This window comes from Phycisphaerales bacterium (assembly GCA_016716475.1).
Taxonomy (GTDB): Bacteria; Planctomycetota; Phycisphaerae; order UBA1845; family Fen-1342; genus JADJWG01.
Genome location: JADJWG010000001.1, coordinates 1,302,574 through 1,324,260, shown reverse-complemented (window position 1 = coordinate 1,324,260; position 21,687 = coordinate 1,302,574). Strand labels below are relative to the sequence as shown.

The window sequence follows — 21,687 nt, the reverse complement described above, 5'->3', positions numbered from 1 at the left end:
GGGGGTGTGGGAGGCGGAGGCCGCAAGGCCCGCGCTTCCCGATTCTTATCGATCCACGATTCAATTCATCGCGGAATGACGGATTGCCTGCGTCCAACCGCGTGCTCGTCCGTCTTGAGTGGTGTCAAGGAGTTATGGATGCGATCACTGAGCTTCTTCGCGTTGCTGGCTCTCTGCGGCTGCAGCGCGGGTCACCTGGAAAGGAAGGGCACCATGAACATTGAAACCGCCTCCCGCAAACTCACCATCGAACTGCTCGCGCTTGATCTCCAGGCCTGCGGCCGCTGCACCGGCACCGGCGCGAACCTCGATTCCGCGATCGAGATCTGCGCCGCTGTGCTCCGCGAAGCCAATGTCGAGGTGGAGATTCACAAGACGGTCGTTACGTCGGCCCAACAGGCGGAACAACTCCGCTTCGAATCCTCTCCCACGATCCGAATCAACGGACGCGATATCGCGTTGGAATACCGTGAGAGCAACTGCGGCGATTGTGGGGACATCTGCGGTTGCGAGGGCCAGGTCGATTGCCGCGTGTGGGTCTGGCAGGGCCGGGAATACACGGAAGCGCCCCAAGCATTGATCGTGGATGCCATTCTGCGTGCCTACAGTCAAGCATGGGAGCCCGTGCCGCAGGCCAAGACCTTTCGATTGCCCGACAATCTCCGCAGGTTTTTCGAGGCCGCAACGGTGAAAGCCGCACAGGCGGACAAGGATTGCTGCGATCGCACCATGTGCTGCGATGAGAGCGTGCGGGGGGAGTGCTGCGGCGCGGGTGCGAAGCAAGAGGTTTGTGGGTGCAAGGGTTGAGTTGTGAGCACGAACACCGCGACATTATCGGCTGAGTTTCTCACCCGCTTCCGGACATTTGTCCGGAGGCGGGTGCGTTCGGAGCATGATGCCGAGGACATCGTACAGGATGTGCTCACCAAGCTCGTCGAGCACGATGAGTCCATCCACTCGGCATCTGTCTATGCCTGGATGTTCACCGTGGCACGGCGGGTAATCATCGACCGGTCGCGCGCCGTGTCCTGCCGCGATTCCGCCAAGATGCGCGACGGGCCGCCTGTCGATCTCCCGGATGATCCAGCGGTCTCCAGCGACCTCGCGCGTTGCATGGAGCCCATGCTCGATGTGCTTAGCCATGATGAGCGCATCCTCTTGCAACGCGTAGACATGCGCGGCGAATCGCAAGCCGATCTGGCGCGCGAAGCCGGGCTGTCGCTGTCCGGGCTCAAGTCGCGCGTGCAGCGTGCCCGGCAACGCTTGCGAGCCGCGCTGGAGGCCTGTTGCACGATCGAACGCGACCGGGCCGGCCAGCCCGCTGACTACCAGCGCAAGCCGGATCGTCTGTGCCCCTACGGTGATTGCGGTAGACTTTGAGGGACTTGAGGTCACTCTGCACTCGAGTATCCTGAGCCCCAAGCCGAGCGCCGAATCGTTTTCAACCAGGACCGCTAGGGCGTCTCCGGGCAGTCCAACCTGCCGTCGCCGCCCGAATGATCGAACGCAGGAATGAGTCAACCTTTCGGGAGGATCCCCACCATGACCGTCCAGGAAGTCCTCGCACAACTCGAGTCGCTCGGCGACGAAGCCCGCCGCAAGTACAACGCCAAGGTCGGACCCGATGGGATCCCCGGCGTCCCGCTCGACAAGCAGTTTGGCGTCAAGACCGGCGACCTCCGCAAGCTCGCGAAGAAGCTCAAGACCGATCACGAACTTGCGCTGCAGTTGTGGCGGACCGGCCACGGCGATGCGCAGATGCTGGCGATCCTCATCATGAAGCCGAAGGAGCTGTCGGCGCAGGAGCTGGACCAGATGGTGCGCGCGGCCCGCTTCGGGTGGGTGGCGGAGTGGCTGATGTCGTACATTGTCAAGGAGCAGCCCCCCGCCGAGAAGGAGGCGCTGCGCGTGAAGTGGCTGAAGGACAAGGACGGCTGGGCCGCCCGCGCGGGCTGGCATCTCACCGCCAGCCGCGTGAGCAAGGACGCTGACGGCCTCGACCTGGCCGCGCTGCTCGATCGCATCGAGAAGGAAATGCCGACGGCCGCGCCGGAGGTACGATGGACGATGAACAACACGCTCGGGGCGATCGGCATCCACCACGCCGCGCATCGCAAGCGCGCGGTCGCCATCGGCGAGAAGATCGGCCTGTACAAGGACTGGCCGGTGTCGAAGGGCTGCACGCCGCCGTACGTGCCGGTGTGGGTGGCGGCGATGGTGCAGCGGAAGGGGTGAGATGGGGCGCTAGTCTCCCCGCTGTGGCGCGCTGCTCACCCGGCGGGCCCCAGCAGCTCGGCCAGCGCCGCATCCAGCCGCGGGAACCGGAATTCGAAGCCCTCTTGGACCAGCCGATCCGGCACGACGTAGCGGCCGTACAGCGCCAGCTCCGGGTCCGTGCGCATGACCAGTGGAGCCCCGAGGCGGACCATCCACTCGAAAGCCGGCAGACCGATCGGCATCCGCATTGCGCGCCGCAGCGTGCGCATGAACTCGGCCTGTGAGACCGGGTGGGGCGCGGATGCGATGTACGCGCCGTGCATGCGCTCGTCGCGAATCGCGCGCTCGAAGATGCGGTTCATGTCGGCCTCGTGGATCCAGCTCATGCCCTGACGACCCGAGCCCACCCGGCCGCCGAGGCCGAAGCGGGCCAGCGTGCGGAGCCGCCTGAGCGCGCCTCCGCCCGCGCCGCGGTCGCGGCCGATCACGAAGCTCGTGCGCAGGATGACCCGGCGCTGCCCCGGGAGCGCGCCGGCGTCGAACGCGTCTTCCCAGGCCCGCCCCACGAACGGCGCCAGCCCATATCCGAACGGTGAATCCTCGGTACAGACCACGCTGGAGGGATCACCGTAGATGTGCGCCGTGCTCATCTGTACCCAGGTCTTTGGCGGCGAACCGACCGCGCGGACCGCCCGCCCGAGAACCTGCGTGGCTTCGACACGTGACCGGAGAATCTCATCCTGGTGGTCCGGCGTCTTCACACAATCGACCGAGCGCCCGACGAGGTTCACGAGGGCTCCGGCGCCGTCCAGCACACTTGCCCAAGCCCCGAGCGTGCGCGCATCCCACGATACGTGCCGCCATGCCCCCTGCGGCCGCGGCCGCGTGCGCGACAGGATGACGACGGGCATGCCACAGGCGCGGAGGTGGTTCGCCAGGGACACGCCCAGGAACCCGCTACCGCCCGCGATGATGACAGGTGCCGCTACGTCGGTCATGGCCGGGAACAATAATTACTCGAAGGTCTTCCAGCTACCGCCTCCGAGACGAGCTGGTTGCGATCGCACCCGCGCTCGGCATACGACTTGAGGGGGCTGACCTGCCCGACGCGGAAGCGGATGCGATCAACGCGGACCTGGAGGTGGACGCGGACTGTGGATAAAACGCATCGTCCGGCTGTGCCTCTTCGAGGCGGCCAGGTTGAGCATTACGCACCGCGCGGCGCTCCGTTCTCCTGCCACGGGCGGCTATGGCCGCGGAACTGCAATCCGCGTGGCCGTGCGACCGATCGTGATCTTGCCGCTGCTGAAGCCGCGCAGCCCGTCCGCCCGAACCAGCTTCGTGACCTCGATGAACAAGTCGGCACCCTGTGCGAACACGGCCAGATCGGCGGCGCTGAAGGTCACACTGCCCCCGTCTTCGAACGGGCCGAACGCACGCGACACCGGCACGCCGAAGACCGTCTGGGACAGCCGGAGTTCGACCTGCTGACCTGGGTCGGCACCGGTCCAGGTGACGGTGAAGCCGGAGAGCGAGGCCGGTCCACCCTGTCCCGGCGCCGTGATCTCAAAGGGGCCGGGCCCCGCGACCGTCGTCTGTTCGACCCCGCGCGTCGGTTCACGCACGGTGACCGTGTACGCCGCCGCAACCGGCACAGTCGTCGTGAACAGTCGAGCACTGTTCGGGCCGACCAGTTCCAGGGCGTTGATTTCGACGACTTGATTGCTGCGCAGTTGCAGTGTGCGGCCGCTCGCATCCACCAGCGTCGCACTGACGTTTACGGCCGCCGCGCCGACAATTTCCGCGATGACGATGTCCGCCCGGGCGCGATCGAGCGTCGTCTGCACGGTGCCACCAGGCCGTGGCGTATCCGGATCGGCGGGGCCGATCGTAATGGTGCAGGCGGCGAGCAGTCCGGCGAGCGCCACGCAGCCGAGCAAGGCGAAACGACGAAGCATGGTTGTATCTCCGTGCGAGATTCGTATGACCGTATGCGGCGGCGTCCGGGCGGCGGCACGACGTCCGCGCCTCAGGGTGCGATGCTGATCGTAAGTTCGGCCGTGGCCGTCGAGGCCGGGTTGTCGGCGTCGGTCACGGTGACTTCAATCGTGCTGGACACGGCCGCCGTCGTCGGCGTACCGCGAATTTCACCCGTCGCCAGTTCGAGCCGCAGACCATCCGGCAGGACGCCGCCACTGATCCGCCACTGGTACGGAGGCCGGCCGTCCGAGGCCGCGAGAAACGTGCTGTAGGCCTGCCCGATCGTGGCTGCCGGCAGCACCGCCGTCACGATGACCACGCCCGGTGGCTTCACAACGAGCGTCGCCGACGCGGTGGTGCTCTGTGCCGGTGTACCCGCATCGCCCACTTGTACTTCAATCCGTCGGCCGATGTCGCCGTTGACGGGCGTCCCGAAGATGCGACCGGTGGTGCGGTCGAAGTCGAGCCCGGCCGGCAGGCCCACCACCTGCACGGTGTAGCCGGGTACGCCGCCCACGATCGTAGGCAGCGCTTCGTACGGCACCCCCACGCGTGCGATCGGCAGCACGAGTGCGACCTCGAGTCGCGGAATCACGACGAGCGTATAAGCTCGCGTTCCGCTGCGGGCAGGCAAGCCGCGGCTGCTCGCTGCGAGGGTGAAGTCGTAGAAACCAGGGGTGGTCGGTCGTCCGGCGAGCGTACCGGTTGCAGCGTTCAGTGTCATCCCCGGTGGCAGCGTGCCTTCCACCAGCCGCCAGGTATCCTGCGCGACATCTGTTTGCAGCGTCACGCTGTAGTTCTGACCCTGCACGCCCTGGGGGAGCTCCTCCGGCAGCAGCGACAGCAGCGGACCAGTACAGCTTGCCGTGCCCAGCAGGAGAATCATCCCTGCCGTTGTCGCCAATCCGAAACGGAAGGAACTTCGTGGTATCAAGAGCAACCTCCGGTGTGTTCGGGCCGGGTGTGCTACGGTGCAGCCCGACCGCTTCCGCAGGGCGCACCACCGCAGCAGAGTGGTTCGCACCCGGCTGGCGCGCTCATTATAACTCTGTCGCGGAGGTTGCGAGGTGTCCGTGCGTGTGCCAGCGGTGGGATTCCGATCCTTCGCAGGGGGTCTACCCGGTCCGCACCGAGTGGTATCATCCGCGACATGTACACCAGAACATCGCTTGCCTGGGGCGCTCTGAGCGCGACCCTGTTTCTTTCGGGCTGCAGTCGTGATGTCCCCACGAAGCACACGCATGCCCAACTCGTCATGGGTACCGAGGCCCGTGTGACCGCCATCGCCCTGGGTGCGACGCGCGCACGGGCCGCCGTGAGTGCCGGCTATGCACTCATTGAGCAAGTCAACGCCCTGATGAGCGACTACATCGCTGAGAGCGAGGTCGGCCGCATCAATCGCCTTGCCGCCGAAGAGTCACTGGTCGTATCCCCACTGACGTTCTTCTGCCTCTACGAGGCTCGGAAGGTCTCCGAGCAAAGCGGTGGGGCATTCGACATTACCTGCCGGCCGCTTGTCTGGTTGTGGCGCGAGGCGGGTAAAACCCAGCAGTGGCCCGGTGAAGATGCCCTGTCCGCCGCGCGCGCCCGGGTCGGTTGGCAGAAACTCACGTTGGATCCGGCCACTCGTGCCGTGCGACCACTCGTGGCGGGCTTGCAGATCGACCTTGGCGGTATTGCAAAGGGCTACGCCCTTGATCTCGCTGCCGATGCAATGCGTGCTGCCGGCGCGACCGGCGGTCTTGTGGACATTGGAGGCGATGTGTTGGCCTTCGGGTCGCAGGCCAACGGCGAGCCATGGCGCATCGGTGTGCGCGATCCATTCGCGCCCGGGCGTGAAGTGCTCCTCACGCTCGCGGTGCAGGATCGCGCCGTCGCGACGTCCGGGGTGCAGGAGCGCTTCATCGAGATTGCCGGCGAGCGTTATTCGCACATCATCGACCCGCGCAGCGGACAGCCCGCGGCGCAGTCTCCCAGCGTGACGGTGATCGCGAAGGATGGTCTCACGGCCGATGCGTGGGCCACCGTGCTCAGCGTCATGAGTGTTGAGGAAGGACAGGAACTGCTGCGTCAACCGCACGCACCCGAGCTCGAGGTTTTGTGGTTTGTACGCACCGGCGACGAAGTACGGACCGAGCAGACGCAGGGCTTTGCGCAATTTCTCCAGGTGAAATGACCACAGCCACCGGCTGGAGTCAATCCGGCGTTGCTTCCACCGGTGGCACGGTCGCGTAATCCTCGCCCTCCAGGGGGCCGCCGTCAGGTTGTCGCACGGCGCACGAGAATGCCCAGCCACCCCCTTCCTGCGTGACCTTCAGCAACACGGTGTTCCATCCGGCCTGCAAGGTAACTGCGATCGCGTCTTCAAACGGCGTGTGGCCGCGTGTACCGCGGGTCTGGTGGATGGATGCCCTGTTCAGCCAGACATGCACCATGTCATCGCTGCCGACTTCGAGCCGCGCCGGCTGCGCTGTCGGTACATACACCGCGGTGCGCACATAGACGCACCGATGTTCGCCACCAAGGTGCGTAAGGTCGAAGTTCCAGGGTGCATTGCGATTGCGTACTTGCAGCGGCTCCCAGTGGACCGGCTCCGAAGCGGCCGGGTCCTCGGGTGCGAAAAGGTGTCCGGCGACTTCATTGGCCTTCAGCCCGTCGACCCAGTACGGCCCGGCGATTTCCCAGCGCGTGAGTCTCCCGGCCTGCTGATCGATCGTGGCCAGCGCCCGTTCCGCGCGCGCGCGGAGTTGGTCATCCGTCGCCGAATCCGCGAGCTGTCGCAGCACGTGCCGGGCGACACTCCGTTCAAGATGGCCGACGTTCTCCGCGGCCGTCACTGCGGCGGCCGTTGCTTCCCGCCCGAGTTGTGCATCGCCCAGCAGTCGCGCCACGAACGGCAACGTCCGCGGATCGAACACCCCCGCCAGGGCTGCCAGCACCTGCCGCCGCTCTTCAACGCGCTCGACGCGCTCGAAGGCCTCGGCGAGCGCTGCGAACTGCTCGGTTGTTGGGCGGGCGCGGTCCGTCGCGAGCAGCCGCACATAGCCCTGTTGGCACAGGATTCGATGGGTACGCGAGGCCCGCGGATGGGCATCGAATCCGAGTCGCCCCAGGGCATCGAGGGCGGTTGCCTCGCTCCACGCCGCCAGCACCCGAACGGCGGCGTCGAACACGGTTTCCTCCTCGTCCTCCAACGCGGCCTCGACGCGGGCGAGTGCGGTGTTGCCGCCCATCCGGCCGAGTACGCGCAATAACGTCACGCGCCCGGCGCTGTCCACGGTATCCCAAGCGACGAGCAGTGGTGTGGGGTCCGGGTCGTCTCCGCGACCGGTCAACGCAGCGAGTGTCTCCTCGCCGGCGTTGCGCTCGGCTTCGTCTGTCGTGGAGAGGACGTACGGGAGCAAGGTGGGCAGGTGATGGGTGTCAGCCAGCTCCGCCAGAGCGCGGCATGCTGCCATGCGCACCAGGTGTTCCGGACTCAGCGACACGGTTTCGAGCAGGATCGGCACAGCGCCAGCCGTCCGCCGGGCGGCCAGAGCGCGACAAACCGCCGCGTACGTCTCTGGTGCCAGAGGGGTGCTCATCTCGCCCGACAGAATGCCGAGCAACTGCTGATCAATCTGCGGATCGCGGATGCGCCCGAGCGCCCGATCGGCCGCCGCCTGTTCGTCACTGGGAGCGCCTGCCGCCAGCCGTAGCAGGTGCGACAGCGCTGCGACATCGCCGACTACGATCAGGGTATCGATCGCCGCGCGGCGCACCTGGGATGCAACACTCCGGAGCAGTTCGAGCACGGCCGGCTGTGCCATGGTGAGGCGCTGCGTCTCGATGGCAGCCAAGGCGAACGGTTGGACGCGTGCCGGAAGCTCGCCCAGCGTAGCGCACAACGCCGCGGGTCCCTCCGCATCCTCCAGTTCCGCCAACGTCTGCGCCACCGTCGCAGCCACCGCCGCAGCCACCTCGGGCTCCTGCAGCACGGCCAGCAAGGTTTCGATGGCGGCCGCGCGTCCGGCCTTCGCCAGGCCGCGGAGTCCGGCGCAGCGCAAGGCGGGGTCTGTCAGTCGCGGGTTCAGCGCAAGCAGGTGCGTGTACGCCGTCTCCGGATCCATGGTTGCAAGCTTCGTCGCTGCTTCCACATGGGCCGCATAGATCGCCCGGCGGCGCTCCGGCGGCACGAACTCCTCCAGCTCTGCCAGGGCCTCGCACGCTTCGCGCGTGCCGAGCGACCCGAGTGCCGCGACCGCCAGCTCCGCGAGCGTCGCATCTTCGGCCACGGCGAACACCCCGATCAGGTCCGCCGCCTCAAGGGCATCCGCTTCCGCGAGTGCTTGCAGTAGCGCGATTCGACAGGGAACGTCGGTGGCGGACATGAGCGCCTGAGCAAGCACGGCACGTGCGCCGCGGTTTGCTCCGCTGGTCAGGGCCCGCAGCGCGGCGGTCCGCACTTCGGGCTCGGAAGCGGCAAGCATGGTTGCCAGCGGCTGGTTGCTCTCGGCGCCCGCCACCCACTCGAGTTGTCGCAGCAGGGCAACGCGTACGGCCACCGGCCGATCGCTCGCCAGTTCGTGCAGGAGTGCCTGTATCCACACACCGCGCTGCTCGATCGCTCCCGGGCGGCCGGCTGACAACGTGATACGCTCCATGTGGTGCAGTGCGGCCTCCTGCTGAGCCGGATCCGTCTCGGTCAGCAGCGGAAGCAGCCGCGTGAGGGCCTCCGTGTACCGCTCCGCAAGCCCGGTCGCAGGTAGTTCTGTACCACTTAACTCTGCGACGAGTTCTTCGAGTGTACGCGCGTCGGGTGCCGTGGATGGAGCACTCCCCGGCGGTACTTGTGCCGCGAACAATAGGGCGGGCAACCCAAGCGTGGCAGCCAGTGTCAGTGCGAAAGAGAGAGGTTTCATGATACGGTGTCCGTGCAGATTTACAGGTGCCAGGGGGCTCGTCGCGGGCGCGCGAGCCAGCGGGCGGCGAGCGGATCGTTCAGTAGTGTACGTGTCCCGGGATTCCAGCGCAGCGTCCGGCCGAGCCACCAGGCGATATTGCCGAGGTGACAGACCACGACGGAACTGGCACCGATGGCCACGTCGCAGATTGGGCGGCGGCGCGAGCGCATGCATTGGAGCCAGTCCTGGATATGGCCGGGACTTTCATAGAGATGCTCTGCGTGCGCCCCGAACGGTGCCCGTGCGAGGGACTCGGGCTCCGTGCGCAGGTAGCCGCGATTAACTTCGACGACGCCCTCCGTTCCAGTAAACCGCACCCCATTGGCGCCACCGTGGTACATCTCCACGCCGTCGGCATAACGATAGGTCAGCGTGCCGCGTTCCGCCTCGTTGGGTGGGATGATCTCGACCGGCCCGGAGCCGTCCCTGCCAAGGCCCCACTGCGCAATGTCGAAGTGATGTGCCCCCCAATCGGTCATCAGCCCCCCGGAATAGTCCCGAATCGCGCGCCAGCCGCCGCCGCCCCATGTCCCACTGGCACGCTCGCTGCTGTACGGCTGCCACGGTGCCGGTCCCAGCCACCGATTCCAGTCGAAGCCCGCCGGCACCGGCTCGGCCGGCAAGACCTTGTCCGTGCTTGGACCGCCGATGCCGACGTGGACCGTCTGCACCGATCCGATCCGGCCGCTCCGCACCAGCGCGCAAGCCCGGCGGAAGTTCCCCTCGGACCGCTGTTGGCTGCCATTCTGAAAGACCCGGCCATAGCGGTGGGCGGCAGCTTCCATCGCGTACGCTTCATCGACCGTCAGCGAGAGCGGTTTCTCGCAATAGACGTCCTTACCAGCCCGGCAGGCGGCGATGGCGATCTGGGCATGCCAGTGATCGGGAGTTGCGACCAGCACCGCGTCGATATCACTGCGCGCGAGCAGGTGCTCGAATTCGTGGTAGGGCGTACAGCTTGCGTCCCCCGCACCCCCACGCCGCGCGTGGGCTTCCTGGACGATCCGAAGCGCACGTTCACGCAGGTCCGCATGGACGTCACACACCGCAGCCAACTGCACCTCGGGGTGGTTGGCGAGTGTGCCGACGTGCTGGACACCGATGTTCCCCAGCCCGATAAGCCCGATGTTGATGCGCTCGTTCGCGGCCGTCGCCCCGCGGGCGCGGCGCGTCAGGACATAGGGCGCGAGCGCCGTGGCCGCCATGGATTTCAGGAAGGTACGCCGGGAGGTGGAGGAGGTCGGCATGGGGGTACTGCTCCGTCGGGGCTGCGCCGTGGCGCGCGCCGGGTGACAGATTCTCCCCGCGCCCGCTGCAACCCGCAACCGCGTTCGGAACTGCTCTCACCCGCTTCAATGCAGTTCCGCCCCGGTTGAGCTCGTTGCCAGTGCCGCGTGCAGCACGCCGCGCTGCCGCCGCAGCGTGTCGGCGAGTAGACGGATGTGCTCGGCCTTGCCCCGCACCATGATCATTTCAGCGCACAGGTGTGCACTGAGGTGCACGTGGGTTGACGCCAGAATCGCTTCGTGGTGCTCATGCTGAATGTCGATCAGCCGGTCGGTCAACTGGCGGGCGTCGTGGTCGTATACCAGCGTGATCGTGCCCACGACCTCGGTGGCACTGGCCCACTCCACTTCGACCAGCCGTTCGCGGATCAGGTCACGAACGAACTCCGACCGATTCCCGTACTTGCTGCGCTGCACAAGCGCTTCGAGTTGATCGAAAAGCGGCTGCTCCAGGGAGATGCTTAGTCGAACCAGTTGGGATGATGTCATGCCACGCCTCGGTGAGATCGACTGCGATTTCGCGCTGAGTTGAACCAAGGAAGCGGGTGCCCGGTACGTGCGGCGGCGCTCGCCCGGCACTATAGCGTGGGCCGGGCAGGACAACAGGGGGTCAGACTTGAACGGGTTCAGCGTTTTCGCTGCGGTTGCCTACCCAGCGCGGTTGAATCATTCACGCGCAACGCGTACGCTCCAATCTGGAGTCGGCCGGGTCCGGCACGTTCGATCGCCGATCCCGCGATCTCTAGCCACCCACCAGAGACCACGCATGATCCCGCGCGATTTTGCTCTCGAAACTTTGGCGGTTCACGGCGGCGACGCGGACAATGCTCTGCGGCCCGTCGTCGTTCCGATCTACCAGACCTCCACTTTCGGCTTTCGCAACGCCGAGCACGGCGCGGCCCTCTTCGCGGGCGCGGAACACGGATACATCTACAGCCGCATGGGTAATCCCACCGTCGAAGCGCTTGAGCACGCCGTCGCCCTGCTCGAGGGCGGCTACCGCGGCCTGGCCTGCGGCAGCGGCATGGCGGCCGTCCACACGGTGCTCGGCGGCCTGCTCAAGACCGGGGAGCATGTCCTCTGCAGCGAGGCGGTCTACGGCCCGACCTGCACCCTCGTTTGCAAGATCCTGTCCGAATACGGCATCCAGGGCACGATGATCGACACGAGCGATGTGGCACGCGTCGCGGCGGCGATGCGGCCGAACACACGCGTGCTCTACATCGAAACGCCGGCCAACCCGACGCTCGCACTCACAGACCTCGCGGCGATGCGCGAGCTCGCAACGCGTCACAACGCACTGCTGGTGGTGGACAATACCTTCGCGAGTCCTTACCTCCAGCAGCCGTTCCGCTTCGGAGCCGACATCGTTCTGCACAGTCTGACGAAGTTTCTGAACGGGCATGCCGATGTCGTCGGCGGCATGATCGTCGTGAAGGATGAAGAGCTCTACTCCCGGCTCCGGCGGATGCTCAACCACTTCGGCGGCGTGTTGCCACCCATGGAATCGTTCCTCGTGCATCGCGGCATCAAGACGCTGCCGCTGCGGATGGAACGGCATTGCGCGAATGCACAGCGTATCGCGGAGTACCTCGAGCAGCATCCGCAGGTCGCATGGGTACGCTACCCGGGCTTGCCCAGTCACCCGCAGTACGAGTTGGCACGCCGCCAGATGCGCGGTCCCGGTGGGGTCATATCGTTCAGTCTGCGCGGCGGACTGCCTGCCGGGCGGGCGATGATGGACGCCGTCCGGCTGTGCGTCCTGGCGGTAAGTCTGGGCGGCGTGGAATCCCTGATTCAACATCCGGCCAGCATGACCCACGCCTCCATGGGGGCCGAAGCGCGGGCGCAGGCCCATATCGAAGACGGCCTCGTGCGACTTTCCGTGGGAATTGAGCATGTGGATGACATTCTTTCGGACTTGGAACAAGCCCTGAAAGCTGCGGCCGGGGCCACGGCAGTCACGCCAGAGCGGGCGGCGCGCTAACGCCCGCGGGTGGAATCAGGTTGGGTCTTGGCCTGAACCCCAGCCGGGCCATATACTTGAAGGCGTTCGGACCCCAATCCGAGACCATTCCGGGAGTTGGAGAAACGATCATGCGCATCAAGCAGAGACGAGCGCGGACCATGACGATGGTGTCGCTGGCGCTGGTGGGAGCGCTCGGCTTCGGCTGCGTGCCAGGCACGCTGCTGGAAAATCTCGTGGGCGGCTCGGGCAGCAACCTGACGCTCGATACGGCTGCACTCGTGGCTGCGCTGGCAGCCGCCAGCGTGACGCCTGCCGATTTGGGGCAGCTCAAAGGGGACCCAGGACCTCCGGGACCGCCGGGTCCGGCGGGCCCACCGGGTGCCGATGGTCAGTCCGGACAGGATGCCCCGGCGATCCCCGGTCCAGCCGGACCGGCGGGTCCGGCGGGGCCGCCGGGCTTGGCCGGGGAACCGGGTGCGCCGGGTCCCGCGGGCCAACCCGGAGCGCAGGGTCCTGCCGGTGTCCCTGGCGCACAGGGACCGCAGGGGCCCACGGGTGAACCTGGTGCCCAAGGTCCGGCGGGTGAACCGGGCGAGCAGGGTCCAGCCGGCCCGGTGTTTTTCGACTTGTGGGTCGACGAGTTCATGAGTGTGCCCCGAGATCCAAACGGGCTTGGTTCGGCTGCCGGGCTCTCGTCACAGGTCAGCCGTCCGACACTGGCGCAACCCGTGGGCTGGCAGATGGCACTGCCATATCGGTATTCCGGTGAGAACCCGGTAACGATGCGGGTGTTCCTGATGCTGAGACTGACCAGTCAAACGACGACCGAATGCGAGATTTTCCGACTCGCATCGGTGCGGCGCCCGGCGCGGCAGTTCGACATCCAGTTCCAGGAGAAGTACCTGCGCGTGCAAATCCCACCGATACCGCGCACCGAGTTTCTGACGATTCCGCTGGTGCTGGACATCCCGCTTAACAGTGTCGCCGGATTGAACGCGCACTGGGGCATGCAATCGGGTGACCTGCTCGCGTTCGGCCTGGAATGGGTCGATATCGAGTGCCGTTGGGGTGACAACTACTCGATTTGGGGTGTCGAATTCTACGAGACTCCCTCAGGTGAAGAGCAACTTGCGGGTGTCGAACTGCTCAGCGAAATGCCGGACGAGTGCTTCTGCCCGAATCCGGACTAGCACACTGCCAGCTTCAACCTACAACGCGGTGCGATCCCGGGTCTGACCCGTGGAGCGCACCGCGTTTCTCCAGGTCGGCTCGTTCCCGGCGGGGGATCAGTTTTCTTCGAACAGTGCGGTCGACAGGTAACGCTCGCCCGCCGAAGCGAGCACGACGACGATCAGTTTGCCCGTGTTCTCGCTGCGCTGGGCGACCTGGTTTGCAGCGCACAGTGCCGCCCCGGAGCTGATACCGCAGAGGATACCTTCTTCGCGCGCGGCCCGGCGTGCCCAGGCGAAGGCCTCGTCGTTGGAGACCTGCACAACCTCGTCGATGACGTCGAGGTTGAGAATGCCCGGGATAAAGCCCGCGCCGATGCCCTGGATCTTGTGCGGCCCGGGCTGCAGGTTCTCGCCGTTCCGCTTCTGGGTAATCACCGGAGAGTGTGTCGGTTCCACGGCGATGCAGCGGAATTCCGGCTTGCGACCCTTGATGACCTCGCCGACACCCGTGATCGTGCCGCCCGTACCTACGCCCGCGATGAGAATGTCAGCCGCCCCGTCGGTGTCGCCCCAGATCTCCTCCGCGGTGGTTTTACGGTGAACTTCGACGTTGGCGGGGTTTTCAAATTGCTGCGGCATGAACGCGTTCGGGGTTTTCTCGACCAGCTCGGTGGCCTTGTTGATGGCGCCGCGCATGCCCTCGGTCGCGGGGGTGAGGACGAGTTCCGCGCCCAATTGTCGCAGCACCTTGCGGCGTTCGACGCTCATGCTTTCGGGCATGGTAAGTGTGAGCTTCAGACCACGGGTGGCACACACGAAAGCGAGGCCGATGCCGGTGTTCCCAGAGGTTGGCTCGATGACGGTGGTGTCCGGCTTGATCTTTCCCCGGGCGAGACCGTCTGCGATCATGGCGACGCCAATGCGGTCCTTCACGCTTTTGAGCGGGTTGTAAAACTCCAGCTTCGCGTAGACGCGCGCGGGACCGGGGATGATGCGGTTGATGCGGACGAGGGGGGTTCGCCCCACGGCCTGGAGGGAGTTGTCGTAAAGATGGCCCATGCTGGATTCTCCTGTATGCACGCGGTCGATCGGAACAGGGTGAGCCCGAATGTCACGACCAGCGCTTCTGGCCCGAAGAGCGCTTCACGGCCGGAGATTGTACCGCACTCAGGATGCTGGAAAAGAGAATTCGAACCGTTTCAGTCGTGGTTGCTGGGGCTGTCGTGACAACTTAGGTCCCCGCACGTACCGCATTCCCGGTACGGTTTCGATGTTCTTGGACCGGTCTACAGGCCGTGGACTGGAGATTGGGACGCTTCGACGGCGCTTGGAACAGGCCGTCCCGCGCGATACGCTGCCTCTTGTGCCGGGGTGGTCATGCCCCGTGCCTCGGGAGGCGCTGATGAATACGGTGGGTCGATCTGTTACCGGGGGGATGATCGCGATGTTGTTCTGTATCTCGCCTGTGAACTCGGGGGTGTCACTTGAACTCGTGCGCGTCGGTCCCCCTGTCGAGCCCGGTGGCACGATCTACTACGAGCTTTGGCTGCACGTGCCGTGTGACGATCCCACCGCCCGCGCGACCGGATTCCAGGCCTTTCTATACTACCACCGCGCGCAGCTTGTTTTCGTCCGCGGACGTTACACGCCGTCGCCATTCGGCCAGCCGCTCCTGGCCATCGCTGCTCAGGACGGCACGCTTACGCTCGCCGCCGGCCTCAACGCCATGGCCGGCCAGCCGCCCGCGTGTGGTTCGCATCTACTCGCGGTACTGCGGTTCGAAGCGCTTGCGACCGAGGGCCCGTGCAGTGCACTGGCATTTCGACCGCACACACCTGCATCCAAGGTCGTCGGGCTCTGGGGGGCGGAACTGAGTCCGCTCGTACTCGTGTCTTCCGCGTTACCCATGCCGCCGCTCGATCTCGATGGCGACTGCCGCGTAACCGGCTGGGACGGCGTACAACTCGCCGCCTGCCTCGGCGGTCCGGCGCAGGACTGGCCATCGGCAGACTGCAATCCGCTCGTTTTCGCGGCCGGTGATCTCGATTTCGACGGCACCGTCGATCTTGCGGACGTCGCCGTGTTCCAGGCCCTGTTCGCCCCGGAGTGATGCGCGGATGGTAGTGGTTTGTCCCTGGTAATCAGTGGGGCCGGCCAGCCGTGAACCGGTCTTCCACGGATTACAGCGGCCGCACGAAGCGAAAGACGCAATCAAACAGATTGGCACCGCAGTAATCCGCGACGCTTTCATCCTTGATCATCGCGGTCCACACGGCGGGCACGCGAAACCGGGCCAACCGATTGCTCTCCACTGCGCGGCCCATGCCGTGCAGCCATACCAGATCGGCGGCTGCGACTGCCGTGACGAAATCCGCATCCAGCCGCGCCAGATCGATCAGCGGTGCGGCGTTGCCCGAGGCCCGCACCGTTAGCCGCCCGTTCGCGACCGCCGTGCCCAGTTCGGCGTCTCGGGCATGCACCTGCTCAAGCAATTCCACCAGTTCCGCCGCGAGCACATCGTTGAGCGCCGGTTCGCTGTTGGCGGCCAGTGTCACCTGGGCACCGCGCTGTATCAGCCAGCGCACCATCGGCAGTACCCCGAGCACGATGTCGCTTCCCGCGTTATCTACAAACCATAACACGTGCTGCGCCCCGCCCTGTTCCCAGTATTTCCAGAACGCGTTCAGGTCATCCACGAACCATGGCCGTGGTGGTAGTGCCTCCAACGCCGTATGGAAACCTGCGTGTCCGGCCGCATGTTTCGCAATGGTTGCCGCTGCGCCCAGGTCGAACATGTTCCCCGCCAATACGCCCTCGGCCAGCCACAGGCGCGCCTCGTTTTCCGGCGCCGCGTCGACCTTCGCCAACCAGGCGGGGAATTCCGCCAGTGCAGCCGCGGTCTCATGCCCCTTCACGCTGCGGAACGGGTCCGGGCACCCGTGCGATGCCAGCAGCGCGTGCCGCACCTCGTCCATCATCAGGATGTCAATCTGTGGAAAGCGTTCGGACGCCTGTTCGATCTGTTCAAAGAGGTCGTCGTACGCCCGTGTCAGCGCCACGAGCGACTCCACCGCCAGCGCGGGGTACTCGGTCCGTATCAGCGGTCGGAGCACTTCGTGAAAATGCCAGCGAAAATGCTGGCACCAGAGGGTCCGCCCGGCGACATCGTCACGCAGATTCCAGTCGCAGGCGCGATAGGGGCGGCTCGGATCGAGTTGCGCGAGTATAGCCATGACGCCTCGGGGTGGTCGCGGGGAGCCGTGGGGCTACAATGCCCGCCTGATGATCCCCCAGGAATCCTATCGTAATGCTCGGGACTGGCTTGCGTCACGGCGCCAACCCCTCCTCCTGACGCACCGTCGGCCCGACGGCGACGCGCTTGGAGCCATGGTTGGTCTGGCACTCGCGTCCCGCACACTCGGACTTGCCCCCCGGCCAACGTTGTTCGAGCCCTTGCCCGCCCGCTACGGTCTCTGGGCCGACGTGGTTTCGTGGGATCAGTGGCACCCCCAGGCCGGGCCGCCCGCTGGCTGCGATGCTGTTGTGATCCTCGACACCTGCGCCCGCGCCCAGCTCGAACCCGCGGCGGCGTTTCTCGAATCCGCCCCGCCGCTCCTGGTGATCGACCATCATGTCACGGGTGACGGCTACGGGCAGCGTCCGGACGACCTGCGGCTTATCGATCCGACGGCCGGTGCCGCGAGTTTGCTCGTTGCCGAGTGGGTTCGTGCTGCCGACATCCCGCTGACCATTCCCCTCGCCGAAGCCCTTTTCACCGGCATCGCCACCGATTGCGGCTGGTTTCGTTTCTCCAACACGGACGCCCGTTTACTGGGAGTTACGGCCGAACTCGTCGCGGCCGGCGCCGAGCCAAATCGACTCTTTGGACGCATCTTCGAACAGGAGCCCCTTGCCCGACTGCGACTGGTCAGCCGCGTGCTGGCCGGGCTGTCGCTTGAGCTCGGCGGCCGTGTGGCGGTGATGACCCTCCGCGACAGCGATTTCGAAGCGACCGGGGCCGACCGCACCATGACTGAGGACATCGTGAATGAAGCAGGCCGACTCGGTGGTGTCGAAGTATATGTGCTTCTCACTGAAGAGCCCGAAGGCGTGGTACGTGTCAACCTGCGTAGCCGGAACGTGGTGAATGTCGCCACTGTCGCGGCGGAATTCGGAGGCGGCGGGCATGCCCGCGCGGCCGGTGTGCGACTGACTGGGTCGCTGGAAGCTGCTCGGGCAACGGTCCTTACGGCCGTCGCGGGGCACCTTGATACGGGGGCGTGAATCCTTGGACCGGTTACGGTCCCGCAGGGTGTGGCAACCTGTTCGAGTGCGAAGCCCCGGTATACAATCGCCACATACGTGCCAAGCCACGCCCGCAGGTCCGCTCAGTCGAGCGGTTTCTCCGGTTGTGGGGCCGCGGAACACCGGTGCCTGGGGCGCCAACTTGTTCCGGCGGCACGTCTCGGGTTCACACGCAAAACTGGTTCACATTCAGCCCCATATGCACAGGAGCAACCGATGAGCATTCCCACCGCGACGACCCCCACTGCCTGTATCGGTAAGCCGGCCCCGGATTTCAAGGCCACCGCCGTCGTCGATGGACAGTTCAAGGAAATCAAACTCACGGATTACCGCGGCAAGAACGTGGTTCTGTTCTTCTGGCCGCTCGATTTCACGTTCGTCTGTCCGACCGAGATCGTGGCCTTTAGCGATTCGGCCGCGAAGTTCGCCGAGCGCAACACGCAACTGCTCGGCGTCTCGATCGACAGCCAGTTCACGCACCTCGCCTGGACGAAGCAGCCCCGTAATGAAGGGGGCCTTGGCAAGGTGGCCTTCCCGCTACTCGCCGACCTCACACACGACATCAGCCGCAAGTACGGCGTTCTCTGCGAGGAGGCGGGTGTGGCGTTCCGCGGCCTGTTCCTGATCGACAAGAACGGTCTGGTTCGTCACCTGCTTATCAACGATCTGCCACTCGGGCGCAGCGTGGACGAGGCCCTGCGCATGGTCGATGCGCTGACACACTTCGAGACGCATGGCGAGGTCTGCCCGGCGAACTGGAAGCCGGGCGACAAGGCCATGAAGGCCGATCCCGAGGGCTCGAAGAGCTACTTCGCAGCAGTCGGCAAGAAGTGAAGTAGAGGCGCACGGCCAAACACGCCGGGGGGCGCATGATCCCAGGAGCACGGCCGGTGGCCGTTCGTTCGGGGGGGAATTGCGCCCCCTCCGCGGTTTCGTCGGGGGATGAGCCAGCCGCTCTGCATGTAACTGGTACGGGGCGGTCATCGTCACCGGCACATGATCGGACATGAGGAGCGTGTTATCTCTCGCGGGTGAATTCAAACGATCGGCGCCACATCCCAGCGGGTCAACCAAAAGCATACTTTTATAGGTTTTAGGTAAAATGGGAAATCTGAGACGAGCTTTGATTTCGTCTGGTAATGGAAGATCGCTATCAGATTCCCGGATAGAGTAGATGCAAACCTCGTATAGATCTGAATTTAGAGCAGGTCCGGATTGATGTGAGCACGGTGCAACAGAAAATTACCGGGCAGGCAACAAAATTTCACTAGCGGAACAGCCCTCACGCGTCCTATACTAGATGGATTGCTGCGGTGTTCGCGGCCGCTTCCGATTCGAAACTTGTTGAGACGTACTGAATTCCTGGTTGGTTCCAGCTAGGGATGCAGGAACGGTTTCTGTGCAACAAGCGGTCCTGAATGCGAAGGGCACGGGAAGCGACGGTTTCCGAGAGAATGGGTCGAAGGAGCGTGGCGCGGGACGAAGAGTCGCCCCTGCGAGGGCCACGGGAGGTGAGATGGCAATGAGAAAACTGGTTGCATGGAGTGTGCTGTTTGCAGTCGCGGCCGCGGCGCCGGCTTGGGCTTCGTTTACCGGAGGTGCGTTCCGCTGGGCGCCGGGTGGTGCAGGCAGCAGCCCGGCTGTCGATTTGTACGCCCACACGCAAGTGAAGCTGCAGACGATCGGCGGCGGGGCATCTGGCGGTCCGTTCAACGTAGAGCTGGTGGGGAATGGTGACGGCCAGGTGCCGTTCTATCCCGGTTCGATCGGTGATTTTCTTTTCCGGACGTGGTGCATCGAAAGCCAGATCAACTTCACGCCGAACGTGGCCTACTGGATCAGCGTTGACAAGCGCGCTTATTCGGGCGGTGTCGCCGGTGTAGCTGGTGATCCGATCTCGGACGTGACCGAGTGGATTTACGACCAGTGGAATGCCGGCAATCTGAATGCTTATACGAATAACCAGATCAGCCGGGCCATCTGGTGGGCGGAAGGCGAAGCGACGGGTCAGAAGAATGCTGTTGCCGATGCTGCCCTCTTGGCGCTTGGCTACAACGTCCCGGCCCCTGGGCCGCTGGCGCTGGCGTCGCACACCTGGGCGCTGAACCTCTGGACAGGTTTCCAGCAGGTCAATGGCGTATGGTACGCGAATGATGTGCAGTCGCACCTGATTACCGTTCCGGTGCCGGCGGCGCTGCTGCTGGGTGTGGCCGGGCTGGGTCTGGTGATGCGTCGGACGCGGATCTAAGCACCCGCTCAATCTATTCGGACCTTGAGTAGATGGACCCGCCGAGAACTGCGAATGGCAGTTCCCGGCGGGTTCTTTATTGGGTTCACCAGAAGTTGCAGCACGCTCCATACCCGACTCGTGACGTGAAATTACCCCAGACTCCTATTCCGCTTTGGAGAGCAGTCAGAAGCACGATTATCGGCAGATTCCTTCTTCCCGAGCTTCTCCCGCAAGAGAGGGGAGGTACGGGGTTCGCTCTGTGTGCTCGCAAAGAAGGTCCAGGAGTCTTGAATGTGGTATTCGGGTGTTCCAAAGTGCAGTCAGGAGACAGAGAAATCTACCTCTTCGGTGAAGAATTCTGCGGTGGTGTCGTCTTATAACGGAGAGTGCGTGCTACTCTGGATGCGCCGCGAGACACATTACCGGTCAATCGCTAGCATTTCCGTAAGTATCTTTGTGGGGCTGGACTTCCGAACCGCAGGTCGGTAGAATGTGGGCATCGGTAGGGAGCGAGGGCTCCGAACATTACCACAAAGAGCACGGTCTCTTGCGTGCGTTTTCGGAAGAAGCAGCGCACGTGGTGGTGATTCCTGTGGGAATGAAGCGCCATAACCCATACGTTGAGGAGGCGGAAATGAAGGCATTGAAGACTTGGGGCGTCGTTCTGGCCGGGCTGATGCTGGCATCCCCGGCCATGGCGGCGTTCACCGGCGGTGTTTTCTGGTACAAGGATGCGAACAACAACGAAGTCCAGTTGTACGCTCCGACGAAAGTGCGGCTGCTGACGACTCCGGGCGGCGCTTCGGGCGGGCCGTTCATGGTTCAGAACCGTGGTGGCGGTCCGGTGGGACAATTGCCGCACCACCCGGGTCCGATCAACACGAACCTGTTCGGAACCTGGTGCATCGAGAGCCAGATCAACTTCACACCGAACAGTGATTATTGGGCGAGCGTGGATCGCAAGAGCTATTCGGGTGGTGGCCCGGTTGGCACCTTCGGCGATGCCCCCTCGGTCGTGTCGGAGTGGATCTACGACCAGTGGAAGGCCGGCACGCTGGCCGCATCCATGGCGGTCTACAGCTATGCGGCGCCGACCAACGCCCAGATCAGCCAGGCCATCTGGTGGGCGGAGCAGGAAGCCAGCGGTTCGAACAACAACGTCGTGAAGGCGGCCTTGCAGGCCCTCGGGCTCCCGCTGGCGACGCCCGCGGCGAACCTGGCCGATGCCAACCACACGTATGCCCTGAACCTGTGGACGGGCTTCACGTGGGATGCTGATCAGCAGCGCTGGTACGCTCAGGATGTCCAGAGCCACCTGATCACCGTACCGGTGCCGGGTGCGATGTTGCTGGGTCTGATGGGCCTCGGTGCGAGCGCGATCCTCAAGCGTCGGATGGCGTAACTCTCCAGTTTGGACTCCTCGTTGGCCACACGCGGCTAGCAGGACAGATCACATGAAAGGGCCGTCGAACCCCAAGGGTTCGGCGGCCCTTTTGCGTTGGTGCCGGCGTGGTGCGGCCGGTGCGGGGGCGTGCTATCATGCGGCGGTTATTCGGTCCTATGGCGAACCCGCGTCCGGCCGTCG

19 protein-coding genes are annotated in these 21,687 nt (G+C 65.0%); 11 read left to right on the top strand and 8 right to left on the bottom strand.

What is annotated here, in order from left to right:
* The first annotated feature begins 213 nt into the window (after nucleotides 1-213).
* The 3 genes from IPM18_05455 (at nucleotide 214) to IPM18_05445 (ending at nucleotide 2,235) form a co-directional block, all read left to right on the top strand.
* Complete coding sequence (locus tag IPM18_05455) at nucleotides 214-807, top strand: DUF2703 domain-containing protein (protein ID MBK9119038.1); 594 nt, start codon at nucleotides 214-216, stop codon at nucleotides 805-807.
* A gap of 72 nt (nucleotides 808-879) precedes the next feature.
* Nucleotides 880-1,380 (top strand): sigma-70 family RNA polymerase sigma factor, encoded by a 501-nt coding sequence (locus IPM18_05450; GenBank protein MBK9119037.1) that lies wholly within the window; start codon nucleotides 880-882, stop codon nucleotides 1,378-1,380.
* A 162-nt stretch (nucleotides 1,381-1,542) separates the two neighbouring features.
* Nucleotides 1,543-2,235, top strand: a complete 693-nt coding sequence (locus IPM18_05445) for a DNA alkylation repair protein (GenBank protein MBK9119036.1) — start codon at nucleotides 1,543-1,545, stop codon at nucleotides 2,233-2,235.
* 35 nt (nucleotides 2,236-2,270) lie between these two features.
* On the opposite strand, the gene IPM18_05440 is transcribed toward IPM18_05445, so the two are convergent.
* From IPM18_05440 to IPM18_05430, 3 genes are all read right to left on the bottom strand, one after another.
* Nucleotides 2,271-3,215, bottom strand: a complete 945-nt coding sequence (locus tag IPM18_05440) for a TIGR01777 family protein (GenBank protein MBK9119035.1) — start codon at nucleotides 3,213-3,215, stop codon at nucleotides 2,271-2,273.
* Nucleotides 3,216-3,464: 249 nt separating this feature from the next.
* Complete coding sequence (locus IPM18_05435; GenBank protein MBK9119034.1) at nucleotides 3,465-4,175, bottom strand: hypothetical protein; 711 nt, start codon at nucleotides 4,173-4,175, stop codon at nucleotides 3,465-3,467.
* A gap of 71 nt (nucleotides 4,176-4,246) precedes the next feature.
* Nucleotides 4,247-5,131, bottom strand: coding sequence for a putative Ig domain-containing protein (locus IPM18_05430; protein ID MBK9119033.1), 885 nt, complete (start codon nucleotides 5,129-5,131; stop codon nucleotides 4,247-4,249).
* Nucleotides 5,132-5,347: 216 nt separating this feature from the next.
* On the opposite strand from IPM18_05430, the gene IPM18_05425 reads away from it, so the two are divergent.
* Complete coding sequence (locus IPM18_05425; GenBank protein ID MBK9119032.1) at nucleotides 5,348-6,373, top strand: FAD:protein FMN transferase; 1,026 nt, start codon at nucleotides 5,348-5,350, stop codon at nucleotides 6,371-6,373.
* A 19-nt stretch (nucleotides 6,374-6,392) separates the two neighbouring features.
* On the opposite strand, the gene IPM18_05420 is transcribed toward IPM18_05425, so the two are convergent.
* The 3 genes from IPM18_05420 to nikR all read right to left on the bottom strand — a co-directional run bounded on the left by IPM18_05420 (nucleotide 6,393) and on the right by nikR (nucleotide 10,915).
* Nucleotides 6,393-9,098 (bottom strand): HEAT repeat domain-containing protein, encoded by a 2,706-nt coding sequence (locus IPM18_05420; protein ID MBK9119031.1) that lies wholly within the window; start codon nucleotides 9,096-9,098, stop codon nucleotides 6,393-6,395.
* Nucleotides 9,099-9,118: 20 nt separating this feature from the next.
* On the bottom strand, nucleotides 9,119-10,387 hold the full coding sequence (locus IPM18_05415; protein MBK9119030.1) for a Gfo/Idh/MocA family oxidoreductase: 1,269 nt from the start codon (nucleotides 10,385-10,387) through the stop codon (nucleotides 9,119-9,121).
* A 105-nt stretch (nucleotides 10,388-10,492) separates the two neighbouring features.
* Nucleotides 10,493-10,915, bottom strand: coding sequence for a nickel-responsive transcriptional regulator NikR (gene nikR / locus IPM18_05410; GenBank protein ID MBK9119029.1), 423 nt, complete (start codon nucleotides 10,913-10,915; stop codon nucleotides 10,493-10,495).
* A gap of 277 nt (nucleotides 10,916-11,192) precedes the next feature.
* Here nikR and IPM18_05405 point away from each other — a divergent pair, with 277 nt between their 5' ends.
* Together IPM18_05405 and IPM18_05400 are read left to right on the top strand one after the other, a co-directional pair.
* A complete protein-coding gene (locus tag IPM18_05405; GenBank protein ID MBK9119028.1) occupies nucleotides 11,193-12,413 on the top strand; it encodes a PLP-dependent transferase in 1,221 nt (406 codons plus the stop codon).
* Between the two features lie 110 nt (nucleotides 12,414-12,523).
* Nucleotides 12,524-13,585: a collagen-like protein gene (locus IPM18_05400; protein ID MBK9119027.1), complete on the top strand. Its 1,062-nt coding sequence runs from the start codon at nucleotides 12,524-12,526 to the stop codon at nucleotides 13,583-13,585.
* Between the two features lie 96 nt (nucleotides 13,586-13,681).
* Here IPM18_05400 and cysK read toward each other — a convergent pair whose 3' ends face one another.
* A complete protein-coding gene (gene cysK, locus IPM18_05395; GenBank protein ID MBK9119026.1) occupies nucleotides 13,682-14,626 on the bottom strand; it encodes a cysteine synthase A in 945 nt (314 codons plus the stop codon).
* Between the two features lie 343 nt (nucleotides 14,627-14,969).
* On the opposite strand from cysK, the gene IPM18_05390 reads away from it, so the two are divergent.
* Nucleotides 14,970-15,677, top strand: a complete 708-nt coding sequence (locus IPM18_05390) for a hypothetical protein (protein ID MBK9119025.1) — start codon at nucleotides 14,970-14,972, stop codon at nucleotides 15,675-15,677.
* A 70-nt stretch (nucleotides 15,678-15,747) separates the two neighbouring features.
* Here the strand turns inward: IPM18_05390 and IPM18_05385 are convergent, their stop codons facing one another.
* Nucleotides 15,748-16,800 carry a DUF89 family protein gene (locus IPM18_05385; protein ID MBK9119024.1) on the bottom strand — a complete coding sequence of 351 codons (1,053 nt, stop codon included), beginning with the start codon at nucleotides 16,798-16,800 and terminating at the stop codon, nucleotides 15,748-15,750.
* On the opposite strand from IPM18_05385, the gene IPM18_05380 reads away from it, so the two are divergent.
* From IPM18_05380 to IPM18_05365, 4 genes are all read left to right on the top strand, one after another.
* On the top strand, nucleotides 16,799-17,851 hold the full coding sequence (locus tag IPM18_05380) for a DHH family phosphoesterase (GenBank protein ID MBK9119023.1): 1,053 nt from the start codon (nucleotides 16,799-16,801) through the stop codon (nucleotides 17,849-17,851). The two genes, IPM18_05385 and IPM18_05380, sit on opposite strands and share 2 nt — an antisense overlap.
* Before the next feature lie 237 nt (nucleotides 17,852-18,088).
* Complete coding sequence (locus IPM18_05375) at nucleotides 18,089-18,706, top strand: peroxiredoxin (GenBank protein MBK9119022.1); 618 nt, start codon at nucleotides 18,089-18,091, stop codon at nucleotides 18,704-18,706.
* Between the two features lie 688 nt (nucleotides 18,707-19,394).
* Complete coding sequence (locus IPM18_05370) at nucleotides 19,395-20,120, top strand: hypothetical protein (protein MBK9119021.1); 726 nt, start codon at nucleotides 19,395-19,397, stop codon at nucleotides 20,118-20,120.
* A 616-nt stretch (nucleotides 20,121-20,736) separates the two neighbouring features.
* Entirely contained in the window at nucleotides 20,737-21,504 is a 768-nt protein-coding gene (locus IPM18_05365; GenBank protein ID MBK9119020.1) for a hypothetical protein, read from the top strand.
* The last annotated feature ends 183 nt before the right edge of the window (nucleotides 21,505-21,687 follow it).

Excerpts from the sequence above, each read along its gene's own strand:
- nikR (MBK9119029.1), bottom strand. The coding sequence starts at position 10,915 with ATGACATCATCCCAACTGGTTCGACTAAGCATCTCCCTGGAGCAGCCG.
- IPM18_05415 (MBK9119030.1), bottom strand. The coding sequence starts at position 10,387 with ATGCCGACCTCCTCCACCTCCCGGCGTACCTTCCTGAAATCCATGGCG.
- IPM18_05455 (MBK9119038.1), top strand. The coding sequence starts at position 214 with ATGAACATTGAAACCGCCTCCCGCAAACTCACCATCGAACTGCTCGCG.
- IPM18_05405 (MBK9119028.1), top strand. The coding sequence starts at position 11,193 with ATGATCCCGCGCGATTTTGCTCTCGAAACTTTGGCGGTTCACGGCGGC.
- IPM18_05375 (MBK9119022.1), top strand. The coding sequence starts at position 18,089 with ATGAGCATTCCCACCGCGACGACCCCCACTGCCTGTATCGGTAAGCCG.
- IPM18_05390 (MBK9119025.1), top strand. The coding sequence starts at position 14,970 with ATGAATACGGTGGGTCGATCTGTTACCGGGGGGATGATCGCGATGTTG.
- IPM18_05420 (MBK9119031.1), bottom strand. The coding sequence starts at position 9,098 with ATGAAACCTCTCTCTTTCGCACTGACACTGGCTGCCACGCTTGGGTTG.
- IPM18_05365 (MBK9119020.1), top strand. The coding sequence starts at position 20,737 with ATGAAGGCATTGAAGACTTGGGGCGTCGTTCTGGCCGGGCTGATGCTG.
- IPM18_05425 (MBK9119032.1), top strand. The coding sequence starts at position 5,348 with ATGTACACCAGAACATCGCTTGCCTGGGGCGCTCTGAGCGCGACCCTG.
- IPM18_05380 (MBK9119023.1), top strand. The coding sequence starts at position 16,799 with ATGACGCCTCGGGGTGGTCGCGGGGAGCCGTGGGGCTACAATGCCCGC.
- IPM18_05440 (MBK9119035.1), bottom strand. The coding sequence starts at position 3,215 with ATGACCGACGTAGCGGCACCTGTCATCATCGCGGGCGGTAGCGGGTTC.
- cysK (MBK9119026.1), bottom strand. The coding sequence starts at position 14,626 with ATGGGCCATCTTTACGACAACTCCCTCCAGGCCGTGGGGCGAACCCCC.
- IPM18_05370 (MBK9119021.1), top strand. The coding sequence starts at position 19,395 with ATGAGAAAACTGGTTGCATGGAGTGTGCTGTTTGCAGTCGCGGCCGCG.
- IPM18_05435 (MBK9119034.1), bottom strand. The coding sequence starts at position 4,175 with ATGCTTCGTCGTTTCGCCTTGCTCGGCTGCGTGGCGCTCGCCGGACTG.
- IPM18_05385 (MBK9119024.1), bottom strand. The coding sequence starts at position 16,800 with ATGGCTATACTCGCGCAACTCGATCCGAGCCGCCCCTATCGCGCCTGC.
- IPM18_05445 (MBK9119036.1), top strand. The coding sequence starts at position 1,543 with ATGACCGTCCAGGAAGTCCTCGCACAACTCGAGTCGCTCGGCGACGAA.
- IPM18_05400 (MBK9119027.1), top strand. The coding sequence starts at position 12,524 with ATGCGCATCAAGCAGAGACGAGCGCGGACCATGACGATGGTGTCGCTG.